Source organism: Thermus sp. NMX2.A1 (assembly GCF_000511705.1).
GTDB lineage: Bacteria > Deinococcota > Deinococci > Deinococcales > Thermaceae > Thermus > Thermus scotoductus.
In genome coordinates this window covers 1-25001 of sequence record NZ_ATNI01000057.1, presented here as the reverse complement: position 1 = coordinate 25001, position 25001 = coordinate 1, and the positions used below count along the sequence as shown (strand labels likewise).

Below are 25001 nucleotides of genomic sequence, written 5' to 3'. Positions count from 1 at the left end.
GGCCATGCTACCACCGGTAAAGGGCACCCACGCCGAAGCGGGTGGTGTCCGCCGCCTCGAGGCTAAAGCTCAAGCCCAAAGCCGGGGTAAGGTCGTACCCCAGGGTGAAGGTGAAGCGGGCAAGCCTGCCATCCCCTGGCAGGAAGGTGGAGCCCAGGGAAAAGGTGAGGCCATCCCGGCGGTACTGGGCGCTCAGGGTCTGCTCCCCTCTGAGGTCCAGCTGGTAGCCCAAGAAGAGCTCGGGACTCAGGTACTTGCCCACGGAAAAGCGGGTTTCCTCCAGATCTCCCCCCTGGAGAAGGGGAAGCTGCACCTGGAAGCGGTCAAGGCCCAAGGAACGGGCCAGCTCCCGCTCCAGCTGGCCCAGCACCAGGTTCTCCAAAGCGGCCCCCAGGGCCACCTGGGGGAGGGTTTCCGCCAGCCGGGTGACATCGGGGGTACCCAGGGTGAGGAGAGCGTAGATCTCGGGCTCACTGAGGGGCGGCTCGGAGGTGAAGTGGGGCTCGAGGCGCACCTTCACCCGGCCGTTTTCCCGCAAAAACTCCCCCCTGGCCTCCAGAAAGACCTTGTAGCCCCGGGTTTCCGCCTGGGCCCTAAGGCGAAACTCGGGGAGAATGCCCCGGTCGGGGAAAAAGCGCAGGAAGCTTGCCGTGGAATCCAGGGTAAAGAGGGAATCCCAGAGGCGGAAGTTACCCCACAGGGCCTCCACCTGTCCGGACAGGTAGGGGTCGGTGTAGCTGCCCCCCAGAAACACCTCTCCCTTGAGCTCCCCCTGGGCCAGGCTTTCCTGCACCAGGACCCCCCTTTCCGCATACACCCGCACCCCCTCGAAGACCAGGGGCACGGGGGTGGGCTTTCCCGCCCCGCTTCCCCCCAGCTCCACCCCCCCCTGGGTCAGCTCCTTGGCCCTTGCCTCCGGCAGGGCCAGCCTGGCCCTCAGGACCTCGGCGTTGCCCGTGAGGTGGTAGGTGCCCTTCTCCTCGTAGAGGAAGAAGCTCTTCACGTCCAGAAGGCCCTCTTGCAGGTAGTACCGGGGGTAGTAAAGGGGAAGCCGGCCGTAGCCGGCAAGGCGCAAGGGGAAGAGGGTTCCCTGGGCCTGGGCCTCCCCCAGGTGGATCTCCACCCCGTAGCCCGGGTAGCGGAAGGCTACCTCCGCCGGGGTTTCCTCCTTCAGCCCGGGCAGGGTAACCACGCCCTTGGCGCTAACTTGAAATTCCTCCAATCTGCCCCCGAGGCCCAGCCTGGCCTTCCCGGGGAAGGGAGCCAAAAGGGTGAGCTCCCCCTCCGCCCGCGCGCCCCCGTTCAAGGAGAGTAGCCCCTGGGGAAGATACCCCGCCACCGGCCCCAAGCGGAAGCGGAAGTCCTTAAACTCCACCTGGAAACCCTCCCCCTTAAGCCTCAGGAGGAGGCTTCCCGAACCCTCGGGCCGGTAGGGCTTTAAGGGAGGCACCACCTGGAGCACCGGGGTGAAGACCGTGTCCTTGAGGCTTAGGTAAAGGTCGCTTCCCTCCGGGCTCCAGTACCCCCCGCCCTCCCAGCTTCCCCGGCCCAGAAGGCGGAGCCGATCCACCAGGACCCGGCCTTCCTCCAGGCGAAAGACCGCCTGGCCCTTAAGCTCATCCCCAGCCCCCACGAAGCGCAAGGCCTCCCCCACCAGGACCCCCTCGCCCCGCAAGGGGTGGGAAAGGGGAAGGCGGAGCCGCACCGCCCCCGTCCAGTAGGCCTCCCCCTCCAGGGGCCCCGCCACCGCCATGAGGAGGAGATGCAGGGGAAAGCCCCGGAGGGAAGCGGAAAGGTCCAGCCGATCCCCCTCGAGGGCCACTTGGAAGGGACTTTGCCCAAGCTGCCCCTCCCCCTGCACCAACCCAGGCCCCAAAGCTCCCGCGAAGAGGAAGGGCAGGCGGCTTCCCGCCACCTCCGCCTCCCCCTCCAGCCGGCCCTGGGCCCGGGTACCCTCCAGGGCCAGCTCCCCGGAAACCACCCCCTTTAGATAAGGAGCGTAGCGGCCCACGAGATCCTCCAAGGCCGCTCCCTCCAGGCGAAGCCTGCCGCTAAGGGGAAGAAGCCTTCCTTTGGCGGTGATCCGGCCCACCGCTCCCTCCAGGGCCCCCTCCACCTGGTATCCTTCCCCGAAAACCCGGCCCTGGAAGCGGCTTTCCAGGGGGGGAAGGGGAAGGTTCACCTGGAGTTCGCCAGCAGGGGGATAGGCAAGCTCGCCGGCAAGGTAGGGACCCTCCGCCCGGAGCCTGGCTTCCAAAAACCTCCCCTCCACCTCCAGGGCCTGTTCCCCCGCCCGGTAGAAAATCCGGTAGGCCCCTCCAAGATCCACCTCTCCCTGAAGCCTCCCCGCCCCCGCCGCCCACCAGGAAAAGGCAGGATGCTCCCCCAAGAGGCGCACCCGGTCCTTCTCCCCTTCCAGGCGCAAGCGGAAGCCGGAAAGGTCGAAGGCCAAGGCCCCCTCCACCTTGCCCCCGGCATAGGCCAAGGCCCCTTCCCCTTGGGGGCTGGTCAGGATCAGGGACAGATCCTTCAGGTTCAAGCTTCCCTCCAGGGGCAGGCCCACCCCGGGCACCCGGTAGTCCAGAAGAAGCCTATCCCCCTGCCCCAAAACCCCAAGGCCCCCGGGCAACAGGGCCTTAAGGATCCTGCCCTCCCCTTCCGCCTGGCGGGCCGCCAGGTCCAGGCGCACTCCCCCCACCTCCAGAAGAGGCCAGGCCAGGCGCACCCTTTCCCCCAACACCTCCCCCTGGAGTTCGGGAACCTGTTTACCGGAAAGCTCCAGGCTTCCTTCCTTAAAGGCCACCTTTCCCTTCCAGGCCTCCTGCCAGGCCACCTGCCCCTCGAGGTCCCCGTGGAACCCCAGGGTGAGCCCTTCCCTTCCGTACCGCCCTTCCACCTCAGCCCTCCGGCCCCAGGCCAGGAGGACCAGGTTCAACCCCACTTCCCGCCAGGGACCCTCCACCCTGCCGGAAAGGGTCAAGGGGCCATAGCGGAACCCCTCAAACCGAAAGGCCACGCCCTTAGGCCCCACCTCGCCGGAAACCCCTGCCCCAGAAACCCCCACCTGGAAGCCCTGAAGCCCCATCAGGGAAAGCGCCACCTCCCCGTAGCGGTACCGGCCCTTAAGCCACTCCCCGGGATAAACCCCTTCGGCCCAAAGCTCCCCCAGGCCCCGGGGCAGGGCCCCGGCGTAGCGGTAGGCCAGGCGGAAGGGGGAAAGATCCAGCCGCCCGGAAAGGGGAAGCCCCTCTCCTAAAAGATCCAGGCCCAGCCCCTCTCCCCGGGCCAGGACCGCTCCATAGGGAGTGGAAAGCCTGCCCTCCCCCGTAACCCTTCCCCAGTACCCCTTCTCCGCCAGGTAGCGGTACTGGCCCTGGAAGGCCACGCCCTGGTACGCCAGGCTCCCTGAAACCCAGGCCTCGAGGCCCGGGCACCTCCCCAAGGGCAAAGGCAGGCAGAACCCTCCCTCCCATAGGCCCTGCCAGGCCCCCTCCCCCTGGAGCTGGAACAAGCCCGCCCCGAGGTCCACCCTTCCGGCAAGCCCCCCCTGGGGCAGGGGGTAGCGGAGGGTGAGGAGGCCGGAAAGCCCCTTCCGGTAGCGGGCTTCCCCCATAAGCCCCGGCCCCTGGAAGCTCCCCACCACCTCCCCATCCCGGTACCTCACCCCCACCTTCTCCCCAAGCACCTCCCCCAGAAGCTCCGCCCCAAGAGGCCAGAGCCAGGCCTTCCCGGATAGCCGTCCCTCCGGACGCTCCAGGCTTACCTGAAGGGCCTCCTGCCAGGGCCCATCCGCCTCCGCCTTAACCCGCACGGGAAGGCCAAAGGGGGCGAGGTCCCGGTCCAAGTCCAGGACCAGATGCCCCTCCGCAAGCCTCAAGCGGAAACCCTCCGCCTCCCCTACCAGGGAAAGGGCCTCCACCCCTAAGGGCCCACCCCGGTAGCGGTAGGCAAAGCGGAAGGGCAAAACCTCCCCGTTCCCCAAGAGGCTTCCCTGGCCCTCGAGGTGGCCCAAGGGCTGACCCCGGGGAAGCCCAGGCCACCCCGCTTGAAAACTGCCCTGGGCTTCCAGCCATGCTTGGCCCAGCCCCAGGCGGTATTGGGCTCTCCCGGAAAGGAAAAGGTCCTTCAAGGTCGCTTCCGCCGCCACCTCCCCCGGAAGGTCCTTGCCCTTTAGGGTAAGGTGCAAAGGCCCTTCCCCCTCCCCTTTTAGGAGAAGCCCATGCCCCTCCGCCCAAAGCCTTCCCCGATACCCCTCCGGGCCCCAGGAAAGATCCAACCGAAGGGCCATTCCCTCCACCTTGCCCTCGCCCTGCGCCGAAAGGTGCCAGGCCCCGTCGTACCGGGCCAACAAGGCCAAGGGCGCCTCCCAGGAAACCTCCGCCCGGGTTCCCTCCCCCTCTAGGCGCAAGGGCCCTTCCTGCTCCAGGTAGCGGAGGCTCCTAAACCTTCCCTCCCCACGGTAGCGGCTCCCCTCAAAGGCCCACACCACCTCCCCTTCCCCGTAAGGGGAGGCATGGCGCAGGGTACCCTCCCCCCTCAAGGCCAAGAGGTTTACCCGGCCCGCAAGCTCCGTCCACCCAAGCCCTTCCTGCTGGTAGCGGGCTTCCAGGGCTACACCCTCCAAGGAACCCCTAATCCCAAGCCCCACAGGACCGTAGCGGAAACTCCCCTCCACCTCCCCTTGAAGCCCGGGCCCCAGGTGGAACCTGCCCTCCCCGGATAACCCCCCTAGCCCCCAGAGCCTCCCCTCCTTGGGAGCCCAGGCCAAACCCGCATCCCGATCGCTGAGGAGGAGGCGGAGAATCCCTTCCCGGTAGTCCAGGGCCAGGGATTCTGTCCCATAGCGCACCCGCGCCCAGGCCTCCCCTTCGCCGGAAAGGGTCAGCCTCCCCCCCGCCCTTCCCGCAAGGGAAAGGCCCAGGGCCCGGGCCAAAGGGGCCACCTCCTCCAGGGAAAACCCCACCTCCTCCCCCGTTAGCGCCGCCTCGCCGCCCTCCCACCTTAGGGCCAGAAAGGGCTTACCCTGGTATCCCCCCTGGAAGGTGAAGGGCAGGCCGGCAAAGTTCCCCTCCCCCTTCCCCGCCACCTGAAGCCCCTGGCCCTGGAAACTCCCCGCAATCCTTCCCTCCTTTCCCAGGACAGCAAAGGGCAAGGCCAGGCTACCCCTATAGTTAAGTCCCTCCCCCTCGAGGGACAAGGGACCTTGCAACCGGTAGCGAAGGCTCCCCTCCTCGGTCCACACCTGGCCCGAAAGGGGCATGGCGCCAAAGTAGGGAAGCCGAGCCTCCCCGGAAAGCCCCAGGCGGAAGGCCCGCCAGGGCCCTTCCCCCTCCGCCTTTAGGCGCACTCCTAGCCCGTTTTTCTCGTACTCTCCCCGCACGGCCAAGGAAAGCCCTTCCGGGGAAACCTGGCCCTCTCCCTGGAAGTAGGGCCCAGAAAGCCTTGCCCGGGCGGCAAGAAGCTCCTCCCCGGTCAAAAGGGCCTCCCCGTAGGGGCTTTCCAGCCTAAGCCTTCCACCCCGGGTGCCCCAGGTGCCGCTGGCCCGTACGGGAAGCCCCCAAGGGGAGAGGTCAAAGGCCTCCGCCTGGAGCAGAAGGCTTAGCTCCTCCTCGTACCCTCCCAGGAGACGAAGACCCGGAGCCTGGCCCTGGAAGCGGAAGCCCGCCCCCCGCCCCACCAGGTCGAGCCTTAGGTCCAGCTTCTCCAGGTGGGCCTGGGCCTGGTAGGCAAGCCCCAGGAGGTCCAGCTTCCCTGCCATCCGCACCGGACCCGCATAGGGAACCTCCCCCTGCCCCCTTACCCTTAGGTCCCGCCAGCCTCCCTGAGCCTCCACGCGGCCATAGGGAGAGGAAAGGCTAAGCTGGCCTCGTTCCAGGGTACCCTCCGCCTGGAAGCGGCCGGAAACCCCTCGGTACCTCCAAGGAAGGGTCAGGTGGAAGGGATACCGCCCGGCGAACTCCAGCCTCCCCACCCCCAGCACTTCCAAACCTTTCCGGTCCAGACGGAAGGCCAAAGGAGGCACCTCGAGGCCCTCCGGCAGGGGAGGGAGGAACCTACCCGCAATCCGCAGCTCCGGGTAGACCTCCCCTTCCCCCTGGGCGTACCCCTTTAGCCCCGCCAGGACCAGCCCTCCACTCTCCCCCTGCAAAACCCCTGCCAGCCAAGGGGTTTCCACCCGGGCCCAGCCCTGGAAGCCCCCATCATAGAGGAGGTCCGCCCCAAGGACCAAGGGTCCCAGCCGCGCCCTTCCCCTCAGGCTTAAGCCCCCTTGATAGCGCAGGAGGAGGTCCTGGGCCTTCAAGGTGAGGCCCGGCTTTGGGTCGTAAGCCCCAGCAAAGGGGAGGCTTCCCCAGGGGGTCATGAGCCTTCCCTGGATCTCCGCCCCCAGGCGGCGCAGGTTCCCTTCCGCCTCCAGGTAACGGCCCTTCAGGGCAAGCCTTCCTGAAAGCTCGCCATCCCGGTACAGGGCCTGCCCGGAAAGACGGAACTCCTCCAGGGCATGGATGGGCAGGTCCCGCAGGCGCAGGGCCAGGATCCCACCCCGGTACTCCCCCTCCCCATAGGGGCTTCGGAAGCGGAAGGCTCCCTTTTCCTGCCCCACCTGCAAGGGGAAGGTTGCATAGGGGGAGGTGTAGTGCAAGGAAGCCTCGAGCCTCCCCGAGATCAGCCTTCCCTCCCCCCTAAGGCTCCCCACCGCCAGGGGCGTGGGGCTAAGGGCCAGAAGAAGATGGCTCCAGGTTCCCCGGAGGGCCAAGGGTCCAAGCTGGCCCGCCACTTGCTCCCCATTCCCTGCCACCTCCCCCGAAAGATCCAGGGGCCGGAAGAAGGGAAGGTGCACCCCAGGGCTTTGCACCCGGGCCTGCCACTGGCTTCCGTCGCTTTCAAAGGCCACCTGGGCCCATCCCTCTAGGGGCCTGGGCCAGGCCACCTGGCCCTGGGCTTCCGTGCGGTTTCCCTGGCCCTTGAGGACAACCCTGCTTCCCAAGGAGTCCTCCAGGCTCGCCTGGTAGTCATGACCCACCAAGCCAAGGCCCAGCCGGTAGGTGCGGTCAAAAAGCCTTCCCTCCGCCTCCGCCTTCAGGGAGAAGACCTGGTCGAAGGAAAGGGTTCCCTGGTGGCGGAAGGGCTCGGAGAGAAACCGCCCCTCCCCCAAAAACCTTCCCTTGACCCGGATCCGGTCCCAACCCTCCCCCTCAAGCCGAAGCTCCCCATCCCCCTCCACTGGCAGGGAAAGGCGGTAGTGCCGGGCCAGGGCGGGAAGCCGGGGCCGGCCCGTGAGAAAGAAGCGGTAGCGTTCCGCCTTCAGGTCCACCTCGGCCCTTGCGGAAAGGGGCCCCTCGAGGCCCACTCCCTTTAGCTCCGCCGTCACCCGATCCTCCCTTAGGCGGATGGGCCCCGCCACCCCGGTCAAGGTGAAGCCCACAAGCTCCACCACTCCCCCTTCCACCTGGCTTTCCCCCTCCACCCCGGAGGGCAGGAGGCGGAAAACCCCAGAAAGCCTGCCCCCCTTAAGCCCCGGGTAGAAGAAGGAAAGCCCTGCCACCTCGCCCCTATAGCGCACCTCCCAGGCGGAAAGATCCCGGGCCAAGGCATGCGCCTCCCCCTGGAAGCTTCCCCCGGGAAGCCGGGCGATAAAGGCATAGGGGTTTTCCCCGGCCAAGGTGAGACGCAGGGGGGGCAGGAAAAGCCTCTTCCCCTTGGGAAGCTCCACCTGGACCTCCTCCAGGAGAAGCTGCCGATAGACCACCCTTATGGCCGGGGGTGGTCCGGGTTTTTCCGGGATCAGGGCCTCCCAGGTGGGCTGGACCTTAGCCCTCTTCACAGACACGGAAAGGGGAAGTTCCTTGCGAAGAAGCCCTAGGAGGTCATAGCCCAAGCGCACTTCCTCCGCCTTCAGGGCCAGGCCCGGCCCCTGAAGGTCCACCCCCTCGAGGCGGAGGCCAAAGAGAAGGTGGCCCCGCACCTCCCCCACCTGCCCCTGGAAGCCCGAAAGGGCAAGTCCCCGCTCCACGGCAAGCCGCAAAAGGGGAGGCCAGGCCAAAAGGAGAAGGGCCAGGGCGAACCCCAGGAGGAGGAGAAGCCCCCGCCGCATCCCTATTAGCATAGGCAGCGGAGATGAAAACCGCGTGGCAAAGAAGCTAAAATGCCACCATGCCGCGCCTGGTGGCCTTGGTCAAGGGAAGGGTACAGGGAGTGGGGTACCGGGCCTTCGCCCAGAAGAAGGCCCTGGAGCTGGGTCTATCGGGCTATGCGGAAAACCTCCCCGACGGCCGGGTAGAGGTGGTGGCGGAAGGCCCCAAGGAGGACCTCCTCGCCTTCCTCCACCACCTCAAGCAGGGACCCCGCCTGAGCCGGGTGGAGGAGGTGGAGGTCCAGTGGGCCGAGGAAACCGGCCTAAAGGGGTTTTACGTGTACTGAGGAGCCTGGGCCCAGGGCTGGGGCCGAACCCCCACCTTAAGGAGGGCCTCCGCCAGGGCCTCCCTGAGCTCCGAAACCCCCGTACCCTTCAAGGCGGAAACCGGCACCCCGCCCAGCTTCTCCCGCAAATAGAAGAGGTCGTAGGGAGCCGCCCGGTCCGCCTTGGAAAGGGCCAGGACCCGGGGGGCCTCCACCCCCAGCTCCGCCAGAAGCTCCTCCACCACCCGGTACCGCCCCATGGCCCCTTCCTCCGAGGCATCCAGGACGTGGATGAGAAGATCGGCCTCCCGCACCTCCTCGAGGGTGGCCCGGAAGGCGGTGAGGAGCTCCTTGGGCATCTGGCGGATGAAGCCCACGGTATCCGTGAAGAGCACCTCCCCCACCCCCGGCAGGAAGCCCCGGCGGGTGAGGGGCCTTAGGGTGGCGAAGAGCTTGTCCTCCCCCGGCTCCCCACCCCGGGCCAGGGCCTGGAGGAGGGTGGTCTTGCCGGCGTTGGTGTAGCCCACCACGGCGATGAGGGGCACACCCCGGCGCTTCCTCTGCCGCCTCGCCTCCTCCCGGCGCCGGGTGTACTCCTGGAGCTTGTGGCTTAGGTGGGCGATCCTTTCCTGAAGCCTTCTCCTGTCCACCTCCAGCTTGGTTTCCCCGGGCCCCCGGGTACCGATCCCACCCCCCAGGCGGCTCAGCTCCTTCCCCTTCCCCACCAGGCGGGGGAGAAGGTACCTCAGCTGGGCCAGCTCCACCTGGGTCTGGGCCTCAGGGGTTTTGGCGTGCAGGGCAAAGATGTCCAGGATGAGCTGGGTCCGGTCCAGGACCTTGAGGCCCGTGGCCTTCTCGATCTCCCGGGCCTGGGTGGGGGTGAGCTCCAGGCCGACGATGAGGGTGGAGGCGTTTTCGTGGTAGGCCAGGCTCTTGAGCTCCTCCAGCTTGCCCAGCCCCACCAGGTACCGGGGGTCCAGGTGAGGGCGGAAGACCAGCACCTTTTTCACGGGCACCCCGCCAGCGGTGCGGGTGAGCTCAGCGAGCTCCGATAGGTAGGCCTCCGCCTCGGGGCCTTCCCCCCGGTCCACCCCCACCAGGATGGCCCGCTCCCCGCTTCCATCCACCAGCTCCCGCACCCGGGCCTGGCGGGCCAGCTCCTCCTCCAGGGCCTCCACCTCCGCCCGGTGGTCAAACTCCAGGTACTGGAAGTAGGGCTTGGGGGGAAGGATGCGCCAGTCCTCCTCCAGGGCCTTGGGCGGGGAGAGAAAGGCCAGGTGCAGGGTGGTAGGCCTCCCGTCCTCCACCTCCAAAGCCGCCAAGCTGTCCAGGCGGTTCAGGAAGAGCACCGAGAGGTCGGGGCGGGAAAGCCCCCCCTTGGCCAGGTGGGTGTGGAGAAGCCGGAAGCCCGATAGCCTCCACTCCCCCCTGGCCCCCTCGGGGATGGGCAGGTCCTTGGCATCCCCCACCCCCACCCGCACCACCCGGCCCTCCCGGTCCAGAAGGAGGCTGATGGGCCTCCCCACCTCCTGGGAAAGCCCGGCCAAGACCTGGGCCAGCTCGGGGGTGAGAACCCTTTCCTTGGGGATGCGCCTGCGGTACAGGTTGGAAAGCCTCTTGAGCTCGCTTTTCTTGAGCCCCTCGGTCTTGCCGAAGATCTTCTCCAATGCACCCTAAGTATACCAAAAACCCCCGCCTAGCCCTAGATTGAAAAAGGTGCGCTGGCTTCTCATGGCCCTCCTCCTCACCCCGGCCTTAGCCCAACCAGGTTACGACTGGATCGTGGTCCTGGGGGCGGCCCAGTACGGGGGAAGACCCTCCCCTGCCTTGGAAAGGCGCCTTCAAGCCGCCTTATCCCTGTACCAAAAAGGCCTAGCCCCCAAGGTAGCGGTAGCGGGAGGCAAGGCCAAAGGGGACCGGTACAGCGAAGGGGAGGTGGGCTGCCGCTACCTGCGGCAAAGGGGCGTGCCGGCCAAGGCCCTCCTTTGCGAGGGCCAGAGCCAAAACACCTACGAGAACCTTCTCTTTTTGAAGCCCCACCTATCCGGACGGATCCTCCTGGTCACCGATGCCCCCCACCTGCCCCGGGCCCTTTTCCTGGCCCGTCTCTTGGGCCTGGAAGCCGAGGGCTACCCGGTGCCCGGGGAATACCCCCTCTCCTACTGGCTCCGGGAAACCCTGTACCGCATCTGGCTTTACCTGGGCCTAAGGCCCTTCCCCGGCAGCTTTTCCCAACACGGCCTCAAGAGCCTTCCTCCAGATGCTTTAGGGAATCCAGGTACCCCTGCAAAAGGGCCTTGAGCTGGGCCACAAAGAGGGTCTTCTCCCGCTTAACCCGCTCCACCTCCCCCTTTAGGCGCCTGAGTTCCTCCGCCGCCTCCCTAAGCACCTGGTCCTTAGCCGCCAGGGCCTCCTTCCTGATGAGGTCCGCTTCCTTTTCCGCCTGGGCCTTGAGCTCGCGGGCGATGCGCTCCGCCGCCACCACCGCCCGCTTAAGCTCCCCTTCCGCCTCCTTTAAACGGGCGTTTTCCTCCTCCAAGGCCTTGAGCTTCTCTTTAAGGCCCTCGTTCTCCTGGATGAGGCCCTCCATCACCTCGGCCACCCGGGCCAGGTAGGCCCTGACCGCTTCCCTCTGGTACCCCCGAAGCCCCGTGGGAAACTCCTGATAGCGAATGTCCAAGGGAGTTAGGTCCATGTGCACCTCAGTCTACAAAAAGCGCCCGGCCCACCCGCACCAGGGTGGCCCCTTCTTCGATGGCGATGGGAAAGTCGTCGGACATGCCCATGGAGCGCTCGGGAAGGCCATAGCGGTCGGCAAGCTCTGAAAGCCTGCGGAAGATGGGGCGGACCACGGCCTCAGGGCCTATGGGGGGCACGGTCATGAGGCCCAGGACCGAAAGATGCTCCATCTCCCGTATGCGGGCCAAGGCCTCAGGGAGCTCCTCCTCCAAAAACCCGTGCTTCTGGGGCTCCCGGCCCAGGTTCACCTCCACCAGAACCTTAAGCCTCATCCCCGCCTTCGCCCCCACCCGGTCCAAGGCCTCCGCCAGACGCAAGGAGTCCAGGGAGTGGATGAGGGCAAACCGGGGGGCGAACTTGGCCTTGTTGCGTTGCAAGGGGCCGATGAGGTGCCACTCGGCCTTCAAGACCTCCATCTTCTTCAAGGCCTCCTGTACCCGGCTTTCCCCCAGGGGGAAGGAACCGTAGCGGAGTACCTTCTCCCGGATCTCCTCCACGCTCCTCCCCTTGGTCACCGCCACCAGGCGCACCTCCCTTGGGTCCCGCCCGGCGCGACGGCAGGCGGCCTCCATGGCTTGGAGCACCTGGGGAAGCCCCATGGCCTAAAGCTCGGCCAGGATGCCCCGCACGAAGCGGCGGAAGATGGGCCCGGTCCTGGCGGCCACCTCCAGGACCTCCGCCTCGGTGGCGTGGTGCTCCCTCTCCGGCACCGCCATGTCCGTGATGGTGGAAAGGCCCAGGACCCTGGCCCCCAGGTGCCTTAAGGCGATGACCTCGGGAACCGTGGACATGCCGATGGCATCAGCCCCGAGCTCCCTAAGCATCCTGAGCTCGGCCCGGCTGGCGAAGCTGGGCCCCAGGAACCAGGCGTAGACCCCCTCAAAGAGGTGGAGGTCCTGCTTCCTGGCCACCTTGCGGGCAAGCTCTATGAGGCCCGGATCGTAGGCCTCAAACATCACGGGGAAACGGGGGCCTAAGCGCTCGTCGTTTTTCCCCCTAAGGGGGTTGGTCCCGGCGAAGTTGATGTAGTCCAGGTGGAGCATGATCCCCCCCGCCCGGAACCTGGGGTTTAACCCCCCGGCCGCCGAGGTGAGGATAAAGGTCTTGGCCCCCAGGAAATACCCCACCCGCACGGGGAACACCACCTCCTCGGCGCTGTAGCCCTCGTAGTAGTGGACCCGGCCTTGGTACACCAGAACCCGCTTGCCTTCCAGCTCCCCCAGGATCAGCCTCCCCGCATGCCCCGGGGCGGTGGAAAGGGGAAAGTGGGGGATCTCCCCGTAGGGGATCTCCGCCTCCTTGGCCACCTCCTCCGCCAGGGGGCCAAGCCCCGAGCCCAGGACGATCCCCACCTCGGGGAGAAAGCCGGTCTTGGAGCGAATGTAGGCCACGGCCTCCTGGATCTTGTCGTAGACTTCCATGGCGAACATTCTACTCTCACGCCCCCTTCACCGGCCTCTGGTAAGCTTTGCGCCATGAAACGGCTTTTTGCCCTGGTGTTCCTGGGCCTTCTGGCCCTGGCGGCCCCCATCCGCGAGGTGGCGGTGGAGGGAGGCGACCCCGTCCTCCAGGCCCTGGCCCGGGCGGCCTTGCCCTTCGGCGTGGGGGACGAGCCCGGGGACCTCGAGGAGGCCCGGAAGGCCATCCTGGCCACCGGCTACTTCCAGCAGGTGGAGGTCCGGCTGGAAGGGAATGTCCTCTGGGTCCGCCTCACCCCCTACCCCCCCATCGGCCAAGTGAGGGTGGAGGGCAAGGCTTTCCCCCAGGAGGCCCTCCTGCGCTTTCTGGAGCAGAACTTCGCCATCGGCCCGGAGGCCACCTATAACCCCATCCGGGCCGGGGAGGCCGCCAAGGCCCTGGCCGAGGCCTACCGGCAGAATGGCTTCCCCTTCTCCCCCAAGGTGGAGGTGGAGGCCAAGGAGCAGGCGGGCAAAATGGCCCTCACCTTCCGGGTGGAGGAAAGCCCGGAGGTGAAGGAGGTCCGCCTCACGGGGGCGAGCCTTCTACCCGAGGCCGAACTCCTAAAGGCCCTGGAGCCCCTCAAGGGCCCCTTTGACTTCGCCAAATACCAGGAGGCCTTAAGGGCCCTCGGCGCCCGCTACGAAAAAGCAGGCTACCGCTTTAGCGGCCCCGATCCCCAGGGAAGCCGCCTCGAGGGGGGCATCCTCACCGTGGCGGTGCGGGAGCTTAAGGTGGTGCGCATCCAAGGAGGTGGCCTGGACCTCACGGGCTTCCCCCTGAAGCCGGGGGACTACCTGCGCTACGACCTCCTTCTGGAAGGGGTGCAGGCGCTTTCCAAAAAGCTTTCCCGGGTGGTGAACTTCAACCTCACCCCCGAGGGGGAAGGGGTGGCGCTGGAGCTTCAGCTGGGCCCGGAAGGCGGGGTGATCGAGCGGGTGGAGATCAGCGGCAACACCGCCTTCCCCACGGAAACCCTCCTGGCCCTCCTCCGCCTGAAGCCGGGAGAGGTCTACACCCCCGCCCTGGCCCAGGAGGACGCCCGGCGCCTCGCCAGCCACTACCAGGAAAAGGGCTACGAGGTGGCCGACGTGCGCTTTGGCTTCCAGGAAGGGGTCTTCCGCCTGCAAGTGCTGGAGCTCAAGATCGGGGGCTACCGCCTGGAGTGGCAGGGAGACCACCGCACCCAGGAGGAGGTGATCCTGAGGGAACTTCCCAAGCCAGGGAGTCTCTTCAGCGTCCCCGCCCTGCGCCAGGGCATCGCCCGCCTCATGGCCACGGGGCTTCTCTCCGAGCCCCCCGGGGTGCGCCTGGCCCCCGGGGAGAAGGAGGACCAGGTGGTGGTGGTCCTCTCCCTGAAGGAGGCCCGCACCGGGCTCTTCCAGCCCGCCCTGGGCTGGAGCTCCCTGGAGGGGTGGTCAGGAAGCGTGTCCTTCAAGGAAACCAACCTCTTCGGCCTGGCCCACCAGGTGGGGGTGGACCTGGCCTTTGTGCAAAACGACGCCAAGGACAACCTTTCCCTCTCGGTCAGCTACGCCATCCCCTGGCTCTACCTGGACTACTGGGACCTCAAGGAAGTGCGCACCAGCCTTTCCTTCAGCCTCTTTTCCACCCCCATCGGCAACAACAAGCTCCTGGACGGCAGCACGGACACCGGCTGGGAGTACACGGAAAGGCGCACCGGCGCGGGGTTCTCCCTCTCCCGTCCCTTCTCCCAGGAGTTGGAAAACCTGCGCCTATCCCTGGGGCTTTCCGCCAGGCGGTCGGCGTATGCCCTCGAGGTCTTTGACCCCAACGCTCCCTGCAACCCTGCCGTCACCGATACCAGTGACCCCAAGTACTGCGACGGCACCAACTACAAGGACCCCAACCAGGCTAAAAGCCTCCTCCCCACCCCCGGCTGGACCCTGAGGCTGGACACCGGCGTCACCTACACGGACGTGGACAACCCCCGCTTCCGCACCCAGGGGTACGAGGCGGGCCTCAGCACCGGCCTCGGTCTTTCCTTCCCCGACACGGGGGGGCGGAGCTTCTTCGTGCCCCTGGTGGCCACGGGCAAGACCTACTACGGCCTGGACCAGGAGAAGCGGCAGGCCCTGGCCTTCCGCCTCTCCGCCGGCACCCTCTTGGGCTTCCCCCCGGAAAGCGAGCGCTTCTTCCTCTCCGGGGGTGGGGCTGAGGCCTTCCTCCTCAGGGGCTACGAGGACCGCAAGTACGGAGGGCTTTCCTTCGCCACGGCCAGCGTGGAGTACCGCTACAACTTCAACCTCTCCCCCCAAGGGGGCACGAATCTTTACGGGATCCTCTTCACTGACCTGGGGCTTGCCGACAACACCGGTGGGGTGAAGTGGGGGGCGGGCCTGGGCTTCCAGCTGGACCTGGACCTCTTTGGGGCCCTTCTCCCCTCCCTGCGCCTGGACTACGCCTTCAGCCCGGAAAGCCCCACGGGAAGGCTCCACTTCCGCATAGGGCCCATGTTCTAGAATGGGCTTGTGGCCCAGGAAGTCTTAAGTCCTAGCCTCGAGGCCCTTGCCCAAGTGTGCCGCCGCTACGGCGTGCGGCGCCTTTGGGTGTTCGGTTCCTTTGCCCGGGGCGAAGCGGACGAACAAAGCGACCTGGATCTCCTGGTGGAGTTCTACCCTGGGCAGGTGCCCGGCCTAGACTTTATCCGCTTAGAAGAGGAACTTTCCCGCCTCTTTGGGAGGCGGGTAGACCTCCATACGGCGAAGAGCCTGAGCCGCCACTTCCGCGAGGAGGTCCTAAAGGAGGCCAAACCCCTCTATGAGGAAGGCCAGGCTCTCTGACCGGACCCGCCTTCTCCACATGCTTGACGCCGCCAAGAGAATCCGGGAGCTATCCCTCCATGTAGACCTTGCAGCCTTGGCCCCCGAGGACACAACTGCCTTGGCCGTGGTCCGCCTTCTGGAAATCCTAGGGGAAGCAGCCAAGGGCCTTTCCCCTGAGTTACAGGGCCGGTACCCTCATGTCCCCTGGCGTAGCATCGCTGGCCTGCGCAACCGGCTTATCCATGAATACTTTGACGTAGATATGGAAATCGTCGCTGCCATCGCCCAAAAAGACATACCTGTCCTCATCCAGCAGCTGGAAGCCATCCTGGCGGAAGAGGAAAAGGGATCATAGTTGCGCCAAGGCACGGCCTACCGCAAACTGTTCTTGACGCTGGCGGCGTCCCTACCATGAAAGCCTACCTCGGCCTCTACAGCGCCCGGCTGGAAACCCCGGCAAGGAGCCTTAAGGAAAAAAGGGCCCTGATCAAGCCCGCCCTGGAACGGGTCAAGGCCCGCTTTCCCGTTTCCGCCGCCAGGCTTTACGGCCTGGACGCCTGGGGCTTTGAGGTGGTGGGCCTGAGCCTCCTGGGAAACGATCCCGGCTGGGTGGAGGAAACCCTACGGGAAGCCGCCCGCTTCCTGGCCAGCCAGGGGGGCTTCAGCGTGGCCCTCGAGGCCTTTCACCTCGAGGCCATAGACCTGGACGGCCTGGTCTAGGCTAGACCCGCTCCACCGCCACCGCCGTGGACCCTCCCGTCCCATGGCAGATGGCGGCAAGGCCCCTTTCCTCCCCCTTGCTCCGCAAGGCGTTCAGCAGGGTGACCAGGATCCTGGCCCCGCTGGCCCCGATGGGGTGGCCCAGGGCCACGGCTCCCCCGAAGACGTTTAAGCGCTCGTAGGGCACTCCCAAAAGCCGGTGGAAGAGTACGTTGTTGAGGGCGAAGGCCTCGTTGTTCTCAAATAGGCCGAAGTCTTCAATCCGCATGCCAAGCCGGTCCAACAAGCGCTTCACCGCCGGGATGGGGGCCTCGGGGAACCGCCAGGGCTCCCCGGCGGCCCAGGCTCCCCCCAGAACCCGGGCCAGGGGCTTGAGGCCATACCGCTTCACCGCCTCCTCCGAGGCCAACAGAAGCGCCGCCGCCCCATCGGAGATCTGGCTGGCGTTCCCCGCGGTGAGGATGCCGTCCTTCCGGAAGGCAGGCCTGAGGGCGGCAAGGGACTCCACGGTGGTCTCGGGGCGGATGCCCTCGTCCCTTTCCACCGTCACCGGGCCCTTCTTCCCAGGGAGCTCCATAGGGGCGATCTCCCAGGCGAAGAAGCCCCCCTCCGTGGCCTCCCACGCCCGCTTGTGGGAGAGGTAGGCGGCCTCGTCCACCTCCTCCCGGCCCACCCCGTAGTCCTGGGCAAGCCTTTCCGCCTGCTCCCCCATGGCCTCGCCCGAAAAGGGATCCGAAAGACCGTCCCTCAGGAGGATGTCCTGGAGGTTCTCCGGCGCCCCCATGAGGAACTTGTACCCCCACCTCGCCCTATGGGAGAGGTAGAAGCCCGCCTGGCTCATGGACTCCATCCCCCCGGCGAGGACCAGGTGGGCCTCCCCCGTGCGCAGGAACTGGACGGCGTTTAAGACCGCCATCATCCCCGAGGCGCAGACCATGTCCACCTGGTACCCGTCCACCTCCTTGGGGATGCCCGCCTTGAGGGCGGCCTGCCTGGGCAGAAGCTGCCCGTGCCCGGCCCTCAGCACGTTCCCGAAGACGCAGAGGTCCAGGGCTTTCCCCTCCACCCCGGCCCGCGCCAAAGCCGCCCCCATGGCGTGGGCCCCGAGCTCCACCGGGCTCACGTCCTTAAGCGCCCCCCCGAACCGGCCGATGGGGGTACGCACCGCCGAAACGATATAGACCTCAGGCATGGGGACATCATACCTCTTCGTGCCCAGGCAAAGACGTAGCGCCAGGTATACTGCCCCCAGATGAGGATGCGGGGGTTTACCTTGTTGGAACTCCTGGTGGTCCTGGCCCTCCTTGGCGTGGTCTTTCTATTCCTCCCCGGCACCCTTCAAGCCAGCGTTTACCGCCACCGGGCGGCCGTTTCTGAAACCCGTGCCTTCCTCCAAGGTGCCCGCACCGAGGCCATCCGGCGGGGAACCATGGTGGCCGTGGTGCAACCCCATGGGCAGGAAAACCGCCTCCTAGCCTGCCTGGATACGAACCACAATAGCGACTGTGATCTAAACGAGGCTCCCTTGCGCACCTTAATCCTGCAAAGCTCCACCCTAGAGCTTCGCTCCGGCTTCCACCCCGGCCTGCGCTTTAACGCTCTGGGGCAACTGAACACCGGGGCCAGGCTGGTGGTGCGCACCGCTGGCCACGCCACCGCCCTCTGTCTCAGCTTGGCAGGTCGGGTGCGGGAATCTCCAGGAGGCCAGTGCTAATCCCCCAAACGGGGGATGTGCTCCCCCTCCTCTGGCCTCATAGTGGGAAGCGATGAGGTCTGGCTTTTCCCTGCTTGAGCTCTTGGTGGTCCTCGGCATCCTTGCGGTGGTGGGTCTCCTGGGCTACAGCAACTTTGCTCCTGCATACCGCCTCCAGGCGGCGGCCACGGAGCTGCAAAAAGCCCTCCAAACCGCTCGCACCGAGGCCATCCGCCGGGGGGATGCCGTCACCGTGGAAATGGCGAACGGGGAGCTCCTGGTGAAGGTGGGAAGTCAGACCCTGGCCCGCTTCCGTCCTCAAAACTACGGGGCCACCCTCCAGGCTCCAGTCCCAGGTTCCTTTACCCTCAACGCCCTGGGACGTCCCGGTGATGAAACCAAGAAGGAGTTCACCCTAGCCATGGGGAACCGAACCCGCTCCCTCACCTTGGAGGCCAGTGGGCGCATCCACTGAGGTGAAGTATGCGTGCCCAAGGACTTACCCTTCTAGAAGTGATCCTGGCCATCGGGGTGCTCGCCATCGTGCTTCTGGCCTTCACCGGTTTGCAGATCACCAGCCTGCGAGCCTCCGCCCAGGGACGAATTACCCAGGCCATGGTGCGGGAAACGCAAAACTTCCTGGAGACACTGAGGGCAAACCCCACCTCCATTCCTGGCCGTTGCACCCAGACCCTCTCCTTAGGAGGCACCAGCGCCTCGTGCCAGTACATCCCGTGCTCCCTCAACGGAACCTCCCTGAACTGCACAACGGGTGTCAGCAACCCAAGGGCCTACCGGATAACCCTTGAGGTACCCGCAAATAGGCCCCGAATGACCTTGGAAACGGTGGTGTACGTGCCATGAAACGGAACCATGGCTTCTCCCTTGTGGAACTGCTGGTAGCCCTGGCCATCCTTGGGCTTCTCCTGGGAGCCGTGCTGGCCTTTACCCAATCCTCCTCCCGCCTGGAAAGGGGGCAGAGGGCCCTGGCCCTTTTAGCCGAGGACTTAAGCCTCACCGCCACAGTCCTGGCCCGGGAGGTGTACCTGGCGGGATACCAGATGCAAGCAGGAAACCCCCTGGTCGTGCAAGGGGGGAACACCCTGACCCTTCGCTTTTTCTGTGAGGGTGGGATGGAGATCTTCTGCTCCACCGCCACCATGAACCAGGTCCGGACTGTCCAGTACAAGCTGGACGGAGGTACCCTTTACTGGGGTGTCTGTCCCGGAGTAACCTGCCCCCCAACCGCCACCCACCCAGTACTGGATGGGGTTTTACACTTCCGCATCGCCTACCTATCTGGAGGAAACTGGTCCGCAACCGATCTCACAGTGAACGCCGGCCCTCAAGGCACCAATCCCAAGGTGGAGGCCCTAGCCCTTTACCTTTTGGTTCAGTCCCCCTTGCGCACGGGGGCAAGGGGCTTTACTCCAGGGGATACGATTGCCTGGACTACGGTTCCTAATGGGAACAGCCTAAAGGCTCAACTGGATCTCCCTTCCTCCGCGGGCGGGGATGGCAGGCCGGTAGCGGAGAGGCTTGTGCTGGTGCAGACCCCAAATCTGATGAGGTAGGAGGTGAGGAAATGACGAAAAAAGGGATTGCGCTGGTTAGCGTCCTCGTGGCCATGGTGGCCGTGCTGATGATGGCTCTGGGGATGAGCTACCTCGCTGAGGCCAACCTTTCCACGGGCCGCAACCTGGCCCAGCAGGCCGTAGCCCGCCAGCGGGCCGAGGCTGGGATCGACCACGCCTTGGCCTATCTGCGAGTAAACCCTAACTTCGCTGAAACTCGTTCCGTGAGCGGTAACGGCTACACGGGTACCATCACACCCCTCGTACCCGGAGAAAAGTACCGCATAGAAAGCACCGGCACCTTTCAGCAGGCAAGGCACGCGGCCGTAGCCGAGGTGCGGATAGAAGTTATTCCCACCCAACGCCAGAACCCCCTGTTCGGGAATGGGTGGATAAGCGGCGGACGCATCACGGTCAACGGGGGCGTAGATCTCCACGCAAGCCGCTTGCATGCCGACAAGGGATATGCGAATCTCTCTGGCCAAATTCAGGTTTGTGACGAGAACGGGCAGAACTGTAAAAACTTGGACCAGGTTTCTCCTCCCCCCATCACGGGTGGAGCCGGGGTAGGTGATCCCCAGTGCAACGCTTCAGGGACTAACCGTGTAGTTTGCCAAGGCAACCAGCCCCGCTACCAGGTATGCCCCGTCTACCAGCAACCTTCTGATCCAACCTTTACGTGCCAGGACGCCATCACCGGGGAGATCAAGCGCTGGGACCAGGCCTACCGGATTACCACCCCAAACGTGAACAACCTTAGCGAGCAGGCCCTTGGCGTGCGGGTGTCCAGCGTAATCCCCGATGCCCGCCAAAAAAATCTTTGCCAGGTCGAGTTCACCTCCTTAGACCCCGGCCAACCCACAGAACTAACTCGGTTTCTCATTGCAAGAAACGTCACGCCTGTGGGAAACGATACCAATACGCTCTTAAGGCAGGTTCTTCCCTTGCTCTCCGGCTTAAGGGTTTGCGTACAGGGTAACGTCACCCTGCCGAGCGGTACCACTCTTAACAGCGCGACCTTCTATGTGGGAGGTACTTTCCAGGTTGACGGATCGGCCAATCTTCAGGACGTGAAGGTAGCCGCCCAAGGCGGTCTGAATCTGGGTGATGTCCAGGCCACCAACAGCAAGTTTTTCACAAACGGCAATATCAACCTAAACAACAATGCCCTCTTCCAAGGGGACTCCACTATTGCCAGCATTCAGGCCATCACCTTCAATGGACGGGCAAACCTTCTCAACAACCGTGCCCTAGCCATCATCAGCCAGGGGGATATCACCTTTAACGGCAGGGCAGATACCCACGCCTTCATGTGGGCAGGTGGACAAATCACCTTCAACGGCACGGGAACCTTTATCGGCGGTGCTGTAAGCATCGGGGGCACCATCAGAAACGGGGGCGGGCAGTTTTCTATCCGAAACTCCAATGCGGAGAACTCTGACCTTCCCCAGATTGAAACGGATGGAGGCCCTGCTCCCAGGGTAACCTTCCGGCGGTGAAACATGGGGTTTTCACATCCCTTTCACACCCCTCCCCCATCCTGAGGCTGTACCCCCCCAAAAGGGGGGGTTGACAGCCGGAACAAGGCCCCAGAGAATGCAGGGTGAAGGGAGGTGAGAGGAGCGTTAACGAAGGAAGCAATCGGTGAGGCAGGCAGGTCGGCAACAGGCACTCATGGCCGCGCGATACATGAAGGCGCGGGAATCTCTAAGGAGGTAAGAAGGTATGCGCAACGCAAAAGGCTTTACCCTGATCGAGCTTCTGATCGTCATCGCCATCATCGCCATCTTGGCTGCGGTTTTGATCCCCAACCTGGTGGCCGCCAGGAAGCGGGCCAATGACACTGTGGCTATGTCTTACGTTCGCAATGTAGCTACCGCCGTAGAAGCTAGCCGGGACGCTCAAACCGGAGCATTGGATGCGACAAAAACATCGTGTACAGATTTCATTAGTACAAAGCCTGCTGCTGTAGATAACTGTACCATCGCGTACGCAAACCAGAACGCTGACTTCACAATCACCGCTGCAATCATTAATGGTTCGAAAGGGAGCGCAGTTTACAATAGCGAAAACGGTCAGCTGGTGCTCCAGTAGATTACTCTGCTCTAGATCCACAAGCCCCCTTGTAGGGGGCTTGTGAGCTTTTTTTCATACGAACTCCCGTTATTCCCATCCCTCATCATGCAGCCATGCACCTAGCCCAGCACCACCGCCGCCCCTGACTGGAGCTCAGGTTGAGGCACCATCCGGATCACCTACACGCCTTATACCGGGAAAGCCAAGAACCGTGAAGCACACTCGCTGGCACGCCATATGGCTCCCGGCCACAGGCCATCCCATCCCTGGGTCAACCCCCCCTGACCGGGAGCCATACCCCGTTTCACCGGTGGCCGGGGGATGCTAAAGGATGGGGTCAGAAGGAGTTCTCATCAGAGGCCTCCGCCCCTAACGCCACGCCCTCATAGATTTCCTCTAGGGAAAGCCCAAGATCCAAGCAGGGCACCTCCACCTTTTCCCCTTCCGCCATACCCTCCCAGGCCCGGTAAAGCCAGCCCTCCGAACCCCTGAAGTAGGCTTCCACCCGGTACTGGCGGCTGTCCACCAAAAGGTAGCCCTGAAGGCCAGGTATCCTCAGGTAGCGCCAGAGCTTCTCCCTACGGTCCACAGCCTCGCTGGCCTGGGAAATAACCTCCACCAGCAGGCAGGGGTTCTCCTCATAGTGGGTGTGGGGAGGCTCGCCCGCGCACACCACCATGAGGTCGGGGTAGTAAAAGGTGGTCTCCCCCACCCTGAGCTTAACGGTTTCGGTGTAAAGGCGGCATCCCCGCGCGCGGGCGTGGAGCCTCAGCAGGGCGTAGAGGTTGCCCACCAGGAGGTTGTGCACCCGGCTGGCCCCAGCCATAGCGTAGGGCACCCCCTCCACCAGCTCGTGCCGCTCGGGCTGGGCCTCCTCCCAGGCCAGGTATTCCGCGGCGGTGAAAAACTTAAGGGGCTTCGCCGCTTGGGCCATCGGTTCCCATTCTATCCGTAGGGAACATGGTACACTATAGGTCGTGCAGGTTAAAGACGAGCTGCTATCTCTCATAGAGCAACTGCCGGAGGAGCTTCAGGAGGAGGTGGCGGATTTCGCTCGATTTCTCCTGGCTAAGCGGCGCTCTGACGAACAGGCCTGGCAACACTTCTCCATCCAACAAGCGCTGCGGGATCTTCCTGAAGAGGATTACTCCGAGTCAGATCTAAAGGAGCGATGGTAAAACCTGGTAGCATTGCACTTCTTAGGTTCTCCCACACGGATCTCGCAAGAGACAGCCTTCGTCCAGTACTCCTCCTCGCCCCAACACCCGACCCTTATCCCGACTGGTTGGTGGCGATGATCTCCAGCCAAATGCACCGGGCCGTGCACGGACTGGTTGAGGTCATCCACGAACGAGACCCAGACTTTCCCGCCACAGGGCTCAAACGGTCTAGTGTGGTGCGCTTAAGCCGCCTTGCTGTAGTGGAAGAAAAGCTCTTATTGGGCAAGCTTGGTGAGATTTCCCCTGAACGCTTCAGGACCATTGTCCATCGCCTCTGCGGCTGGATCACCGCTTCCTTGCTCGGATAACCCCCCGGACCCACCCCGGGCCACCTCCACCCAAAGGGGGCCGAAGTTCGCCTCCTGCTCCAGCGCCACCCGCCCAAGCCGATAGGCCTCGAGGAGGGCGGCAAAGCCCATGGCCCTTTCCTCCCAGGTCCTAAGGGGAAGCTGGTGGAAGGGAAGCCGCCCCCGCAGGAAGGCCTTGATCCGGGCCCAGGCCTCCATGAGGCCGAAGCGCTCCCGGCCCAAGGCCAGAACGGCCTTTCTAAAAGGCCTTGCCGCCTCGGCCAGGGCCTTAGGGGGAAGGCGGAGGGCGGGCCTGGGCAAGGGGGGTGGAGGCACGGGAAGAAGCCTAGCCCGCCTTCTAAGCCGCTCCTCCAGGAAGGCCACGGTCTCGGAAAGGTCCAAAAGCACCCGCACCAAGGGAGCCTCCTCCCCTTCCTCCCTGGGGGTAAACGCCCTTTCCGGGGAAAGCTTCAGGACCAGAAGCTCCGCCAGGATGGGAAGGAGCTCGCTTCTTGCCCTCAGGTCCTCGGGAACCTGGGAAAGAGCCTGCTCCACGATGGAAAGCACGGGCAAGGCCCTGGAGGAGATGCGCCCCCGCCTGAGGGCCTCCCTCAGCTCCTGGGGCGTGCCGGAAAACCCGGGGAACTCGAGGCGGATCACCGGTAAACGGGGCGCTTGCTGGGGAGAAGGAGCCCCACCTTCTCCCGCACCTCCTCCATGGTGGCCTGGGCCACGGCCCGGGCCCGTTTAGCTCCTTCCAGGAGGGCGTCCATCACGTAATCAGGGTCCTTTTTGAGCTCCTCGGCCCGCTCCCGGATGGGGCGGAGGACCTTCATCATCTCCTCAAAGAGGATCCTCTTCACCGTGAGGGTACCGATCCCCGCCTTCCGGTACTCCTCCTTCAAGGCCTCCACCAGCTCCTTGGGGGCGAAGTAGGAGAGGTAGGTGAAGACGATGGTGCGCTCGGGGTCCCCGGGGTCCGAGAGGCGGATGCGCTGGGGATCGTCGGGAAGGTGGCGGATCTTCTCCCAGATGCTCCCTTCGTCCTCCAAAAGACCGATGGTGTTCCCCAAGGACTTGCTCATCTTGGCCTTGCCGTCTATGCCCGGCACCCTTGGGGCCTCGGGGTTAAGAAGGGCCTCGGGCTCGGGGAAGGTCTCCCCGAAGAGGTGGTTGAAGCGGCGGGCGATCTCCCGGGTGAGCTCAATGTGCTGCACCTGATCCTCTCCCACGGGGACGGTGTCCGCCTTGTAGATGAGGATATCCGCCGCCTGCAAAACGGGGTACATGAGAAGCCCGCTCCAGACCGCCTCCTGCTTGGCGGCCTTGTCCTTGAACTGGGTCATGCGGGTGAGGTCCCCCAGGGGGGTGATGGTGGTGAAGACCCAGGAAAGCTCCGTGTGCTCAGGCACATGGGATTGCACAAATAGGGTGACCTTTTCCGGGTTAAGACCCGCCGCCATGTTCACCAGGGCGGCCTCAAAGGTACGCTGGGCCAAGGTGGAGGGATCGTAGGCCAGGGGGTTGGTGAGGGCGTGGTAGTCCACGATGCAGAAGAAGGCGTCCCGCCCCAGCTTCTCCCCGATGGCCACCCACTGCTTGATGGCCCCCAGGTAGTTGCCGATGTGGATCTCCCCCGAGGGCTGGATGCCGGAAAGAACCCGCGTCATGCCCTTAAGAATAGCAAAAACCCCGCCTAAGCGGGGCCTTCTGGTGCCGGGGGCGGGACTTGAACCCGCACGTCCGTGAGGACACACGACCCTGAATCGTGCGCGTCTACCAATTCCGCCACCCCGGCAGACGCAAGGGTCATTGTACGGAAGGGCCCTTTTCCCGTCAAGCCCTACCGCCAAAGGGTGAGGAGGGCCAGGAGCACCGCCAGGGCGCTGAAGTAGAGCATGAGGCGGTTCAGGGCGGTGTTGATGTCCGCCTTTAACTCTTGGCGCAGGGAGGCCATGTCCCCTTTGAGCTCCTGGCGCAAGGAGGCCATCTGCTCCCCAAGCCTCCCCTCCAAAGACCCCATCTCCGCCTTGAGCTCCTGGCGCAGGGAA

The 25001-nt window shown here is 64.9% G+C and carries 23 protein-coding genes, 1 tRNA gene and 1 pseudogene; 14 read left to right on the top strand and 11 right to left on the bottom strand.

Going from position 1 to position 25001, the window contains the following annotated elements:
* Window positions 1-7: 7 nt before the first annotated feature.
* Window positions 8-8092: a translocation/assembly module TamB domain-containing protein gene (locus TNMX_RS06210; RefSeq protein WP_038030466.1), complete on the bottom strand. Its 8085-nt coding sequence runs from the start codon at window positions 8090-8092 to the stop codon at window positions 8-10.
* 59 nt (window positions 8093-8151) lie between these two features.
* Here TNMX_RS06210 and TNMX_RS06205 point away from each other — a divergent pair, with 59 nt between their 5' ends.
* Window positions 8152-8418 (top strand): acylphosphatase, encoded by a 267-nt coding sequence (locus tag TNMX_RS06205; RefSeq protein ID WP_038030463.1) that lies wholly within the window; start codon window positions 8152-8154, stop codon window positions 8416-8418.
* On the opposite strand, the gene hflX is transcribed toward TNMX_RS06205, so the two are convergent.
* A complete protein-coding gene (gene hflX, locus TNMX_RS06200; protein WP_038030461.1) occupies window positions 8406-10064 on the bottom strand; it encodes a GTPase HflX in 1659 nt (552 codons plus the stop codon). The two genes, TNMX_RS06205 and hflX, sit on opposite strands and share 13 nt — an antisense overlap.
* Window positions 10065-10128: 64 nt before the next feature.
* Here hflX and TNMX_RS06195 point away from each other — a divergent pair, with 64 nt between their 5' ends.
* Window positions 10129-10698: a YdcF family protein gene (locus tag TNMX_RS06195; RefSeq protein WP_052037955.1), complete on the top strand. Its 570-nt coding sequence runs from the start codon at window positions 10129-10131 to the stop codon at window positions 10696-10698.
* Here the strand turns inward: TNMX_RS06195 and TNMX_RS06190 are convergent.
* From TNMX_RS06190 to TNMX_RS06180, 3 genes are read right to left on the bottom strand one after another with little or no spacing between them, the layout of a single operon-like run.
* Window positions 10640-11092: a DivIVA domain-containing protein gene (locus TNMX_RS06190; protein ID WP_038030459.1), complete on the bottom strand. Its 453-nt coding sequence runs from the start codon at window positions 11090-11092 to the stop codon at window positions 10640-10642. The genes TNMX_RS06195 and TNMX_RS06190 overlap by 59 nt on opposite strands.
* Window positions 11093-11099: 7 nt before the next feature.
* Window positions 11100-11735 carry a YggS family pyridoxal phosphate-dependent enzyme gene (locus TNMX_RS06185; RefSeq protein ID WP_038030458.1) on the bottom strand — a complete coding sequence of 212 codons (636 nt, stop codon included), beginning with the start codon at window positions 11733-11735 and terminating at the stop codon, window positions 11100-11102.
* Between the two features lie 3 nt (window positions 11736-11738).
* Complete coding sequence (locus TNMX_RS06180; RefSeq protein WP_084221138.1) at window positions 11739-12566, bottom strand: purine-nucleoside phosphorylase; 828 nt, start codon at window positions 12564-12566, stop codon at window positions 11739-11741.
* Window positions 12567-12611: 45 nt separating this feature from the next.
* Here TNMX_RS06180 and TNMX_RS06175 point away from each other — a divergent pair, with 45 nt between their 5' ends.
* From TNMX_RS06175 to TNMX_RS06160, 4 genes are read left to right on the top strand one after another with little or no spacing between them, the layout of a single operon-like run.
* Window positions 12612-15077, top strand: coding sequence for an outer membrane protein assembly factor (locus tag TNMX_RS06175; RefSeq protein ID WP_038030456.1), 2466 nt, complete (start codon window positions 12612-12614; stop codon window positions 15075-15077).
* A 9-nt stretch (window positions 15078-15086) separates the two neighbouring features.
* Window positions 15087-15398, top strand: coding sequence for a nucleotidyltransferase family protein (locus TNMX_RS06170; protein ID WP_028493102.1), 312 nt, complete (start codon window positions 15087-15089; stop codon window positions 15396-15398).
* Window positions 15376-15735 (top strand): DUF86 domain-containing protein, encoded by a 360-nt coding sequence (locus TNMX_RS06165; RefSeq protein WP_038030453.1) that lies wholly within the window; start codon window positions 15376-15378, stop codon window positions 15733-15735. Before TNMX_RS06170 ends, TNMX_RS06165 begins: the two co-directional genes overlap by 23 nt.
* A gap of 56 nt (window positions 15736-15791) precedes the next feature.
* Entirely contained in the window at window positions 15792-16100 is a 309-nt protein-coding gene (locus TNMX_RS06160; RefSeq protein ID WP_019551627.1) for a DUF503 domain-containing protein, read from the top strand.
* Between the two features lies 1 nt (window position 16101).
* On the opposite strand, the gene TNMX_RS06155 is transcribed toward TNMX_RS06160, so the two are convergent.
* Window positions 16102-17292, bottom strand: a complete 1191-nt coding sequence (locus TNMX_RS06155) for a thiolase family protein (protein ID WP_038030451.1) — start codon at window positions 17290-17292, stop codon at window positions 16102-16104.
* A gap of 60 nt (window positions 17293-17352) precedes the next feature.
* Between TNMX_RS06155 and TNMX_RS06150 the strand changes: the two genes are divergently transcribed.
* The 6 genes from TNMX_RS06150 to TNMX_RS06125 all read left to right on the top strand — a co-directional run bounded on the left by TNMX_RS06150 (window position 17353) and on the right by TNMX_RS06125 (window position 21461).
* Complete coding sequence (locus tag TNMX_RS06150) at window positions 17353-17814, top strand: GspH/FimT family protein (protein ID WP_052037953.1); 462 nt, start codon at window positions 17353-17355, stop codon at window positions 17812-17814.
* A 52-nt stretch (window positions 17815-17866) separates the two neighbouring features.
* Window positions 17867-18268, top strand: a complete 402-nt coding sequence (locus TNMX_RS12390; RefSeq protein ID WP_028493098.1) for a GspH/FimT family pseudopilin — start codon at window positions 17867-17869, stop codon at window positions 18266-18268.
* 8 nt (window positions 18269-18276) lie between these two features.
* The gene (locus tag TNMX_RS06140) at window positions 18277-18657 is read left to right on the top strand and encodes a hypothetical protein (RefSeq protein ID WP_038030448.1); all 381 of its coding nucleotides are present in this window, start codon (window positions 18277-18279) and stop codon (window positions 18655-18657) included.
* Window positions 18654-19367 (top strand): prepilin-type N-terminal cleavage/methylation domain-containing protein, encoded by a 714-nt coding sequence (locus TNMX_RS06135; RefSeq protein ID WP_038030446.1) that lies wholly within the window; start codon window positions 18654-18656, stop codon window positions 19365-19367. Before TNMX_RS06140 ends, TNMX_RS06135 begins: the two co-directional genes overlap by 4 nt.
* 11 nt (window positions 19368-19378) lie before the next feature.
* Window positions 19379-20866: a hypothetical protein gene (locus TNMX_RS06130; protein ID WP_038030444.1), complete on the top strand. Its 1488-nt coding sequence runs from the start codon at window positions 19379-19381 to the stop codon at window positions 20864-20866.
* A gap of 226 nt (window positions 20867-21092) precedes the next feature.
* A complete protein-coding gene (locus TNMX_RS06125; RefSeq protein ID WP_038030442.1) occupies window positions 21093-21461 on the top strand; it encodes a prepilin-type N-terminal cleavage/methylation domain-containing protein in 369 nt (122 codons plus the stop codon).
* Between the two features lie 319 nt (window positions 21462-21780).
* Here the strand turns inward: TNMX_RS06125 and TNMX_RS06120 are convergent, their stop codons facing one another.
* Complete coding sequence (locus TNMX_RS06120) at window positions 21781-22377, bottom strand: Uma2 family endonuclease (protein WP_038030439.1); 597 nt, start codon at window positions 22375-22377, stop codon at window positions 21781-21783.
* Between the two features lie 43 nt (window positions 22378-22420).
* Here TNMX_RS06120 and TNMX_RS06115 point away from each other — a divergent pair, with 43 nt between their 5' ends.
* Together TNMX_RS06115 and TNMX_RS13595 are read left to right on the top strand one after the other, a co-directional pair.
* Window positions 22421-22621 carry a DUF2281 domain-containing protein gene (locus tag TNMX_RS06115; RefSeq protein ID WP_038030437.1) on the top strand — a complete coding sequence of 67 codons (201 nt, stop codon included), beginning with the start codon at window positions 22421-22423 and terminating at the stop codon, window positions 22619-22621.
* On the top strand, window positions 22615-22971 hold the full coding sequence (locus TNMX_RS13595; protein ID WP_084221137.1) for a type II toxin-antitoxin system PemK/MazF family toxin: 357 nt from the start codon (window positions 22615-22617) through the stop codon (window positions 22969-22971). The genes TNMX_RS06115 and TNMX_RS13595 overlap by 7 nt, the downstream gene beginning before the upstream one ends.
* On the opposite strand, the gene TNMX_RS06110 is transcribed toward TNMX_RS13595, so the two are convergent.
* The 4 genes and pseudogenes from TNMX_RS06110 to TNMX_RS06095 all read right to left on the bottom strand — a co-directional run.
* Window positions 22879-23610 (bottom strand): chromosome segregation protein ScpA, encoded by a 732-nt coding sequence (locus TNMX_RS06110; protein ID WP_253269373.1) that lies wholly within the window; start codon window positions 23608-23610, stop codon window positions 22879-22881. The two genes, TNMX_RS13595 and TNMX_RS06110, sit on opposite strands and share 93 nt — an antisense overlap.
* Window positions 23607-24620 (bottom strand): tryptophan--tRNA ligase, encoded by a 1014-nt coding sequence (trpS, locus tag TNMX_RS06105; RefSeq protein WP_038030435.1) that lies wholly within the window; start codon window positions 24618-24620, stop codon window positions 23607-23609. The genes TNMX_RS06110 and trpS overlap by 4 nt, the downstream gene beginning before the upstream one ends.
* A 41-nt stretch (window positions 24621-24661) precedes the next feature.
* Window positions 24662-24748: transfer RNA gene (locus TNMX_RS06100), tRNA-Leu, on the bottom strand.
* Window positions 24749-24793: 45 nt separating this feature from the next.
* Window positions 24794-25001 (bottom strand): annotated as a pseudogene (locus TNMX_RS06095) (DUF1640 domain-containing protein); the annotation flags it as partial.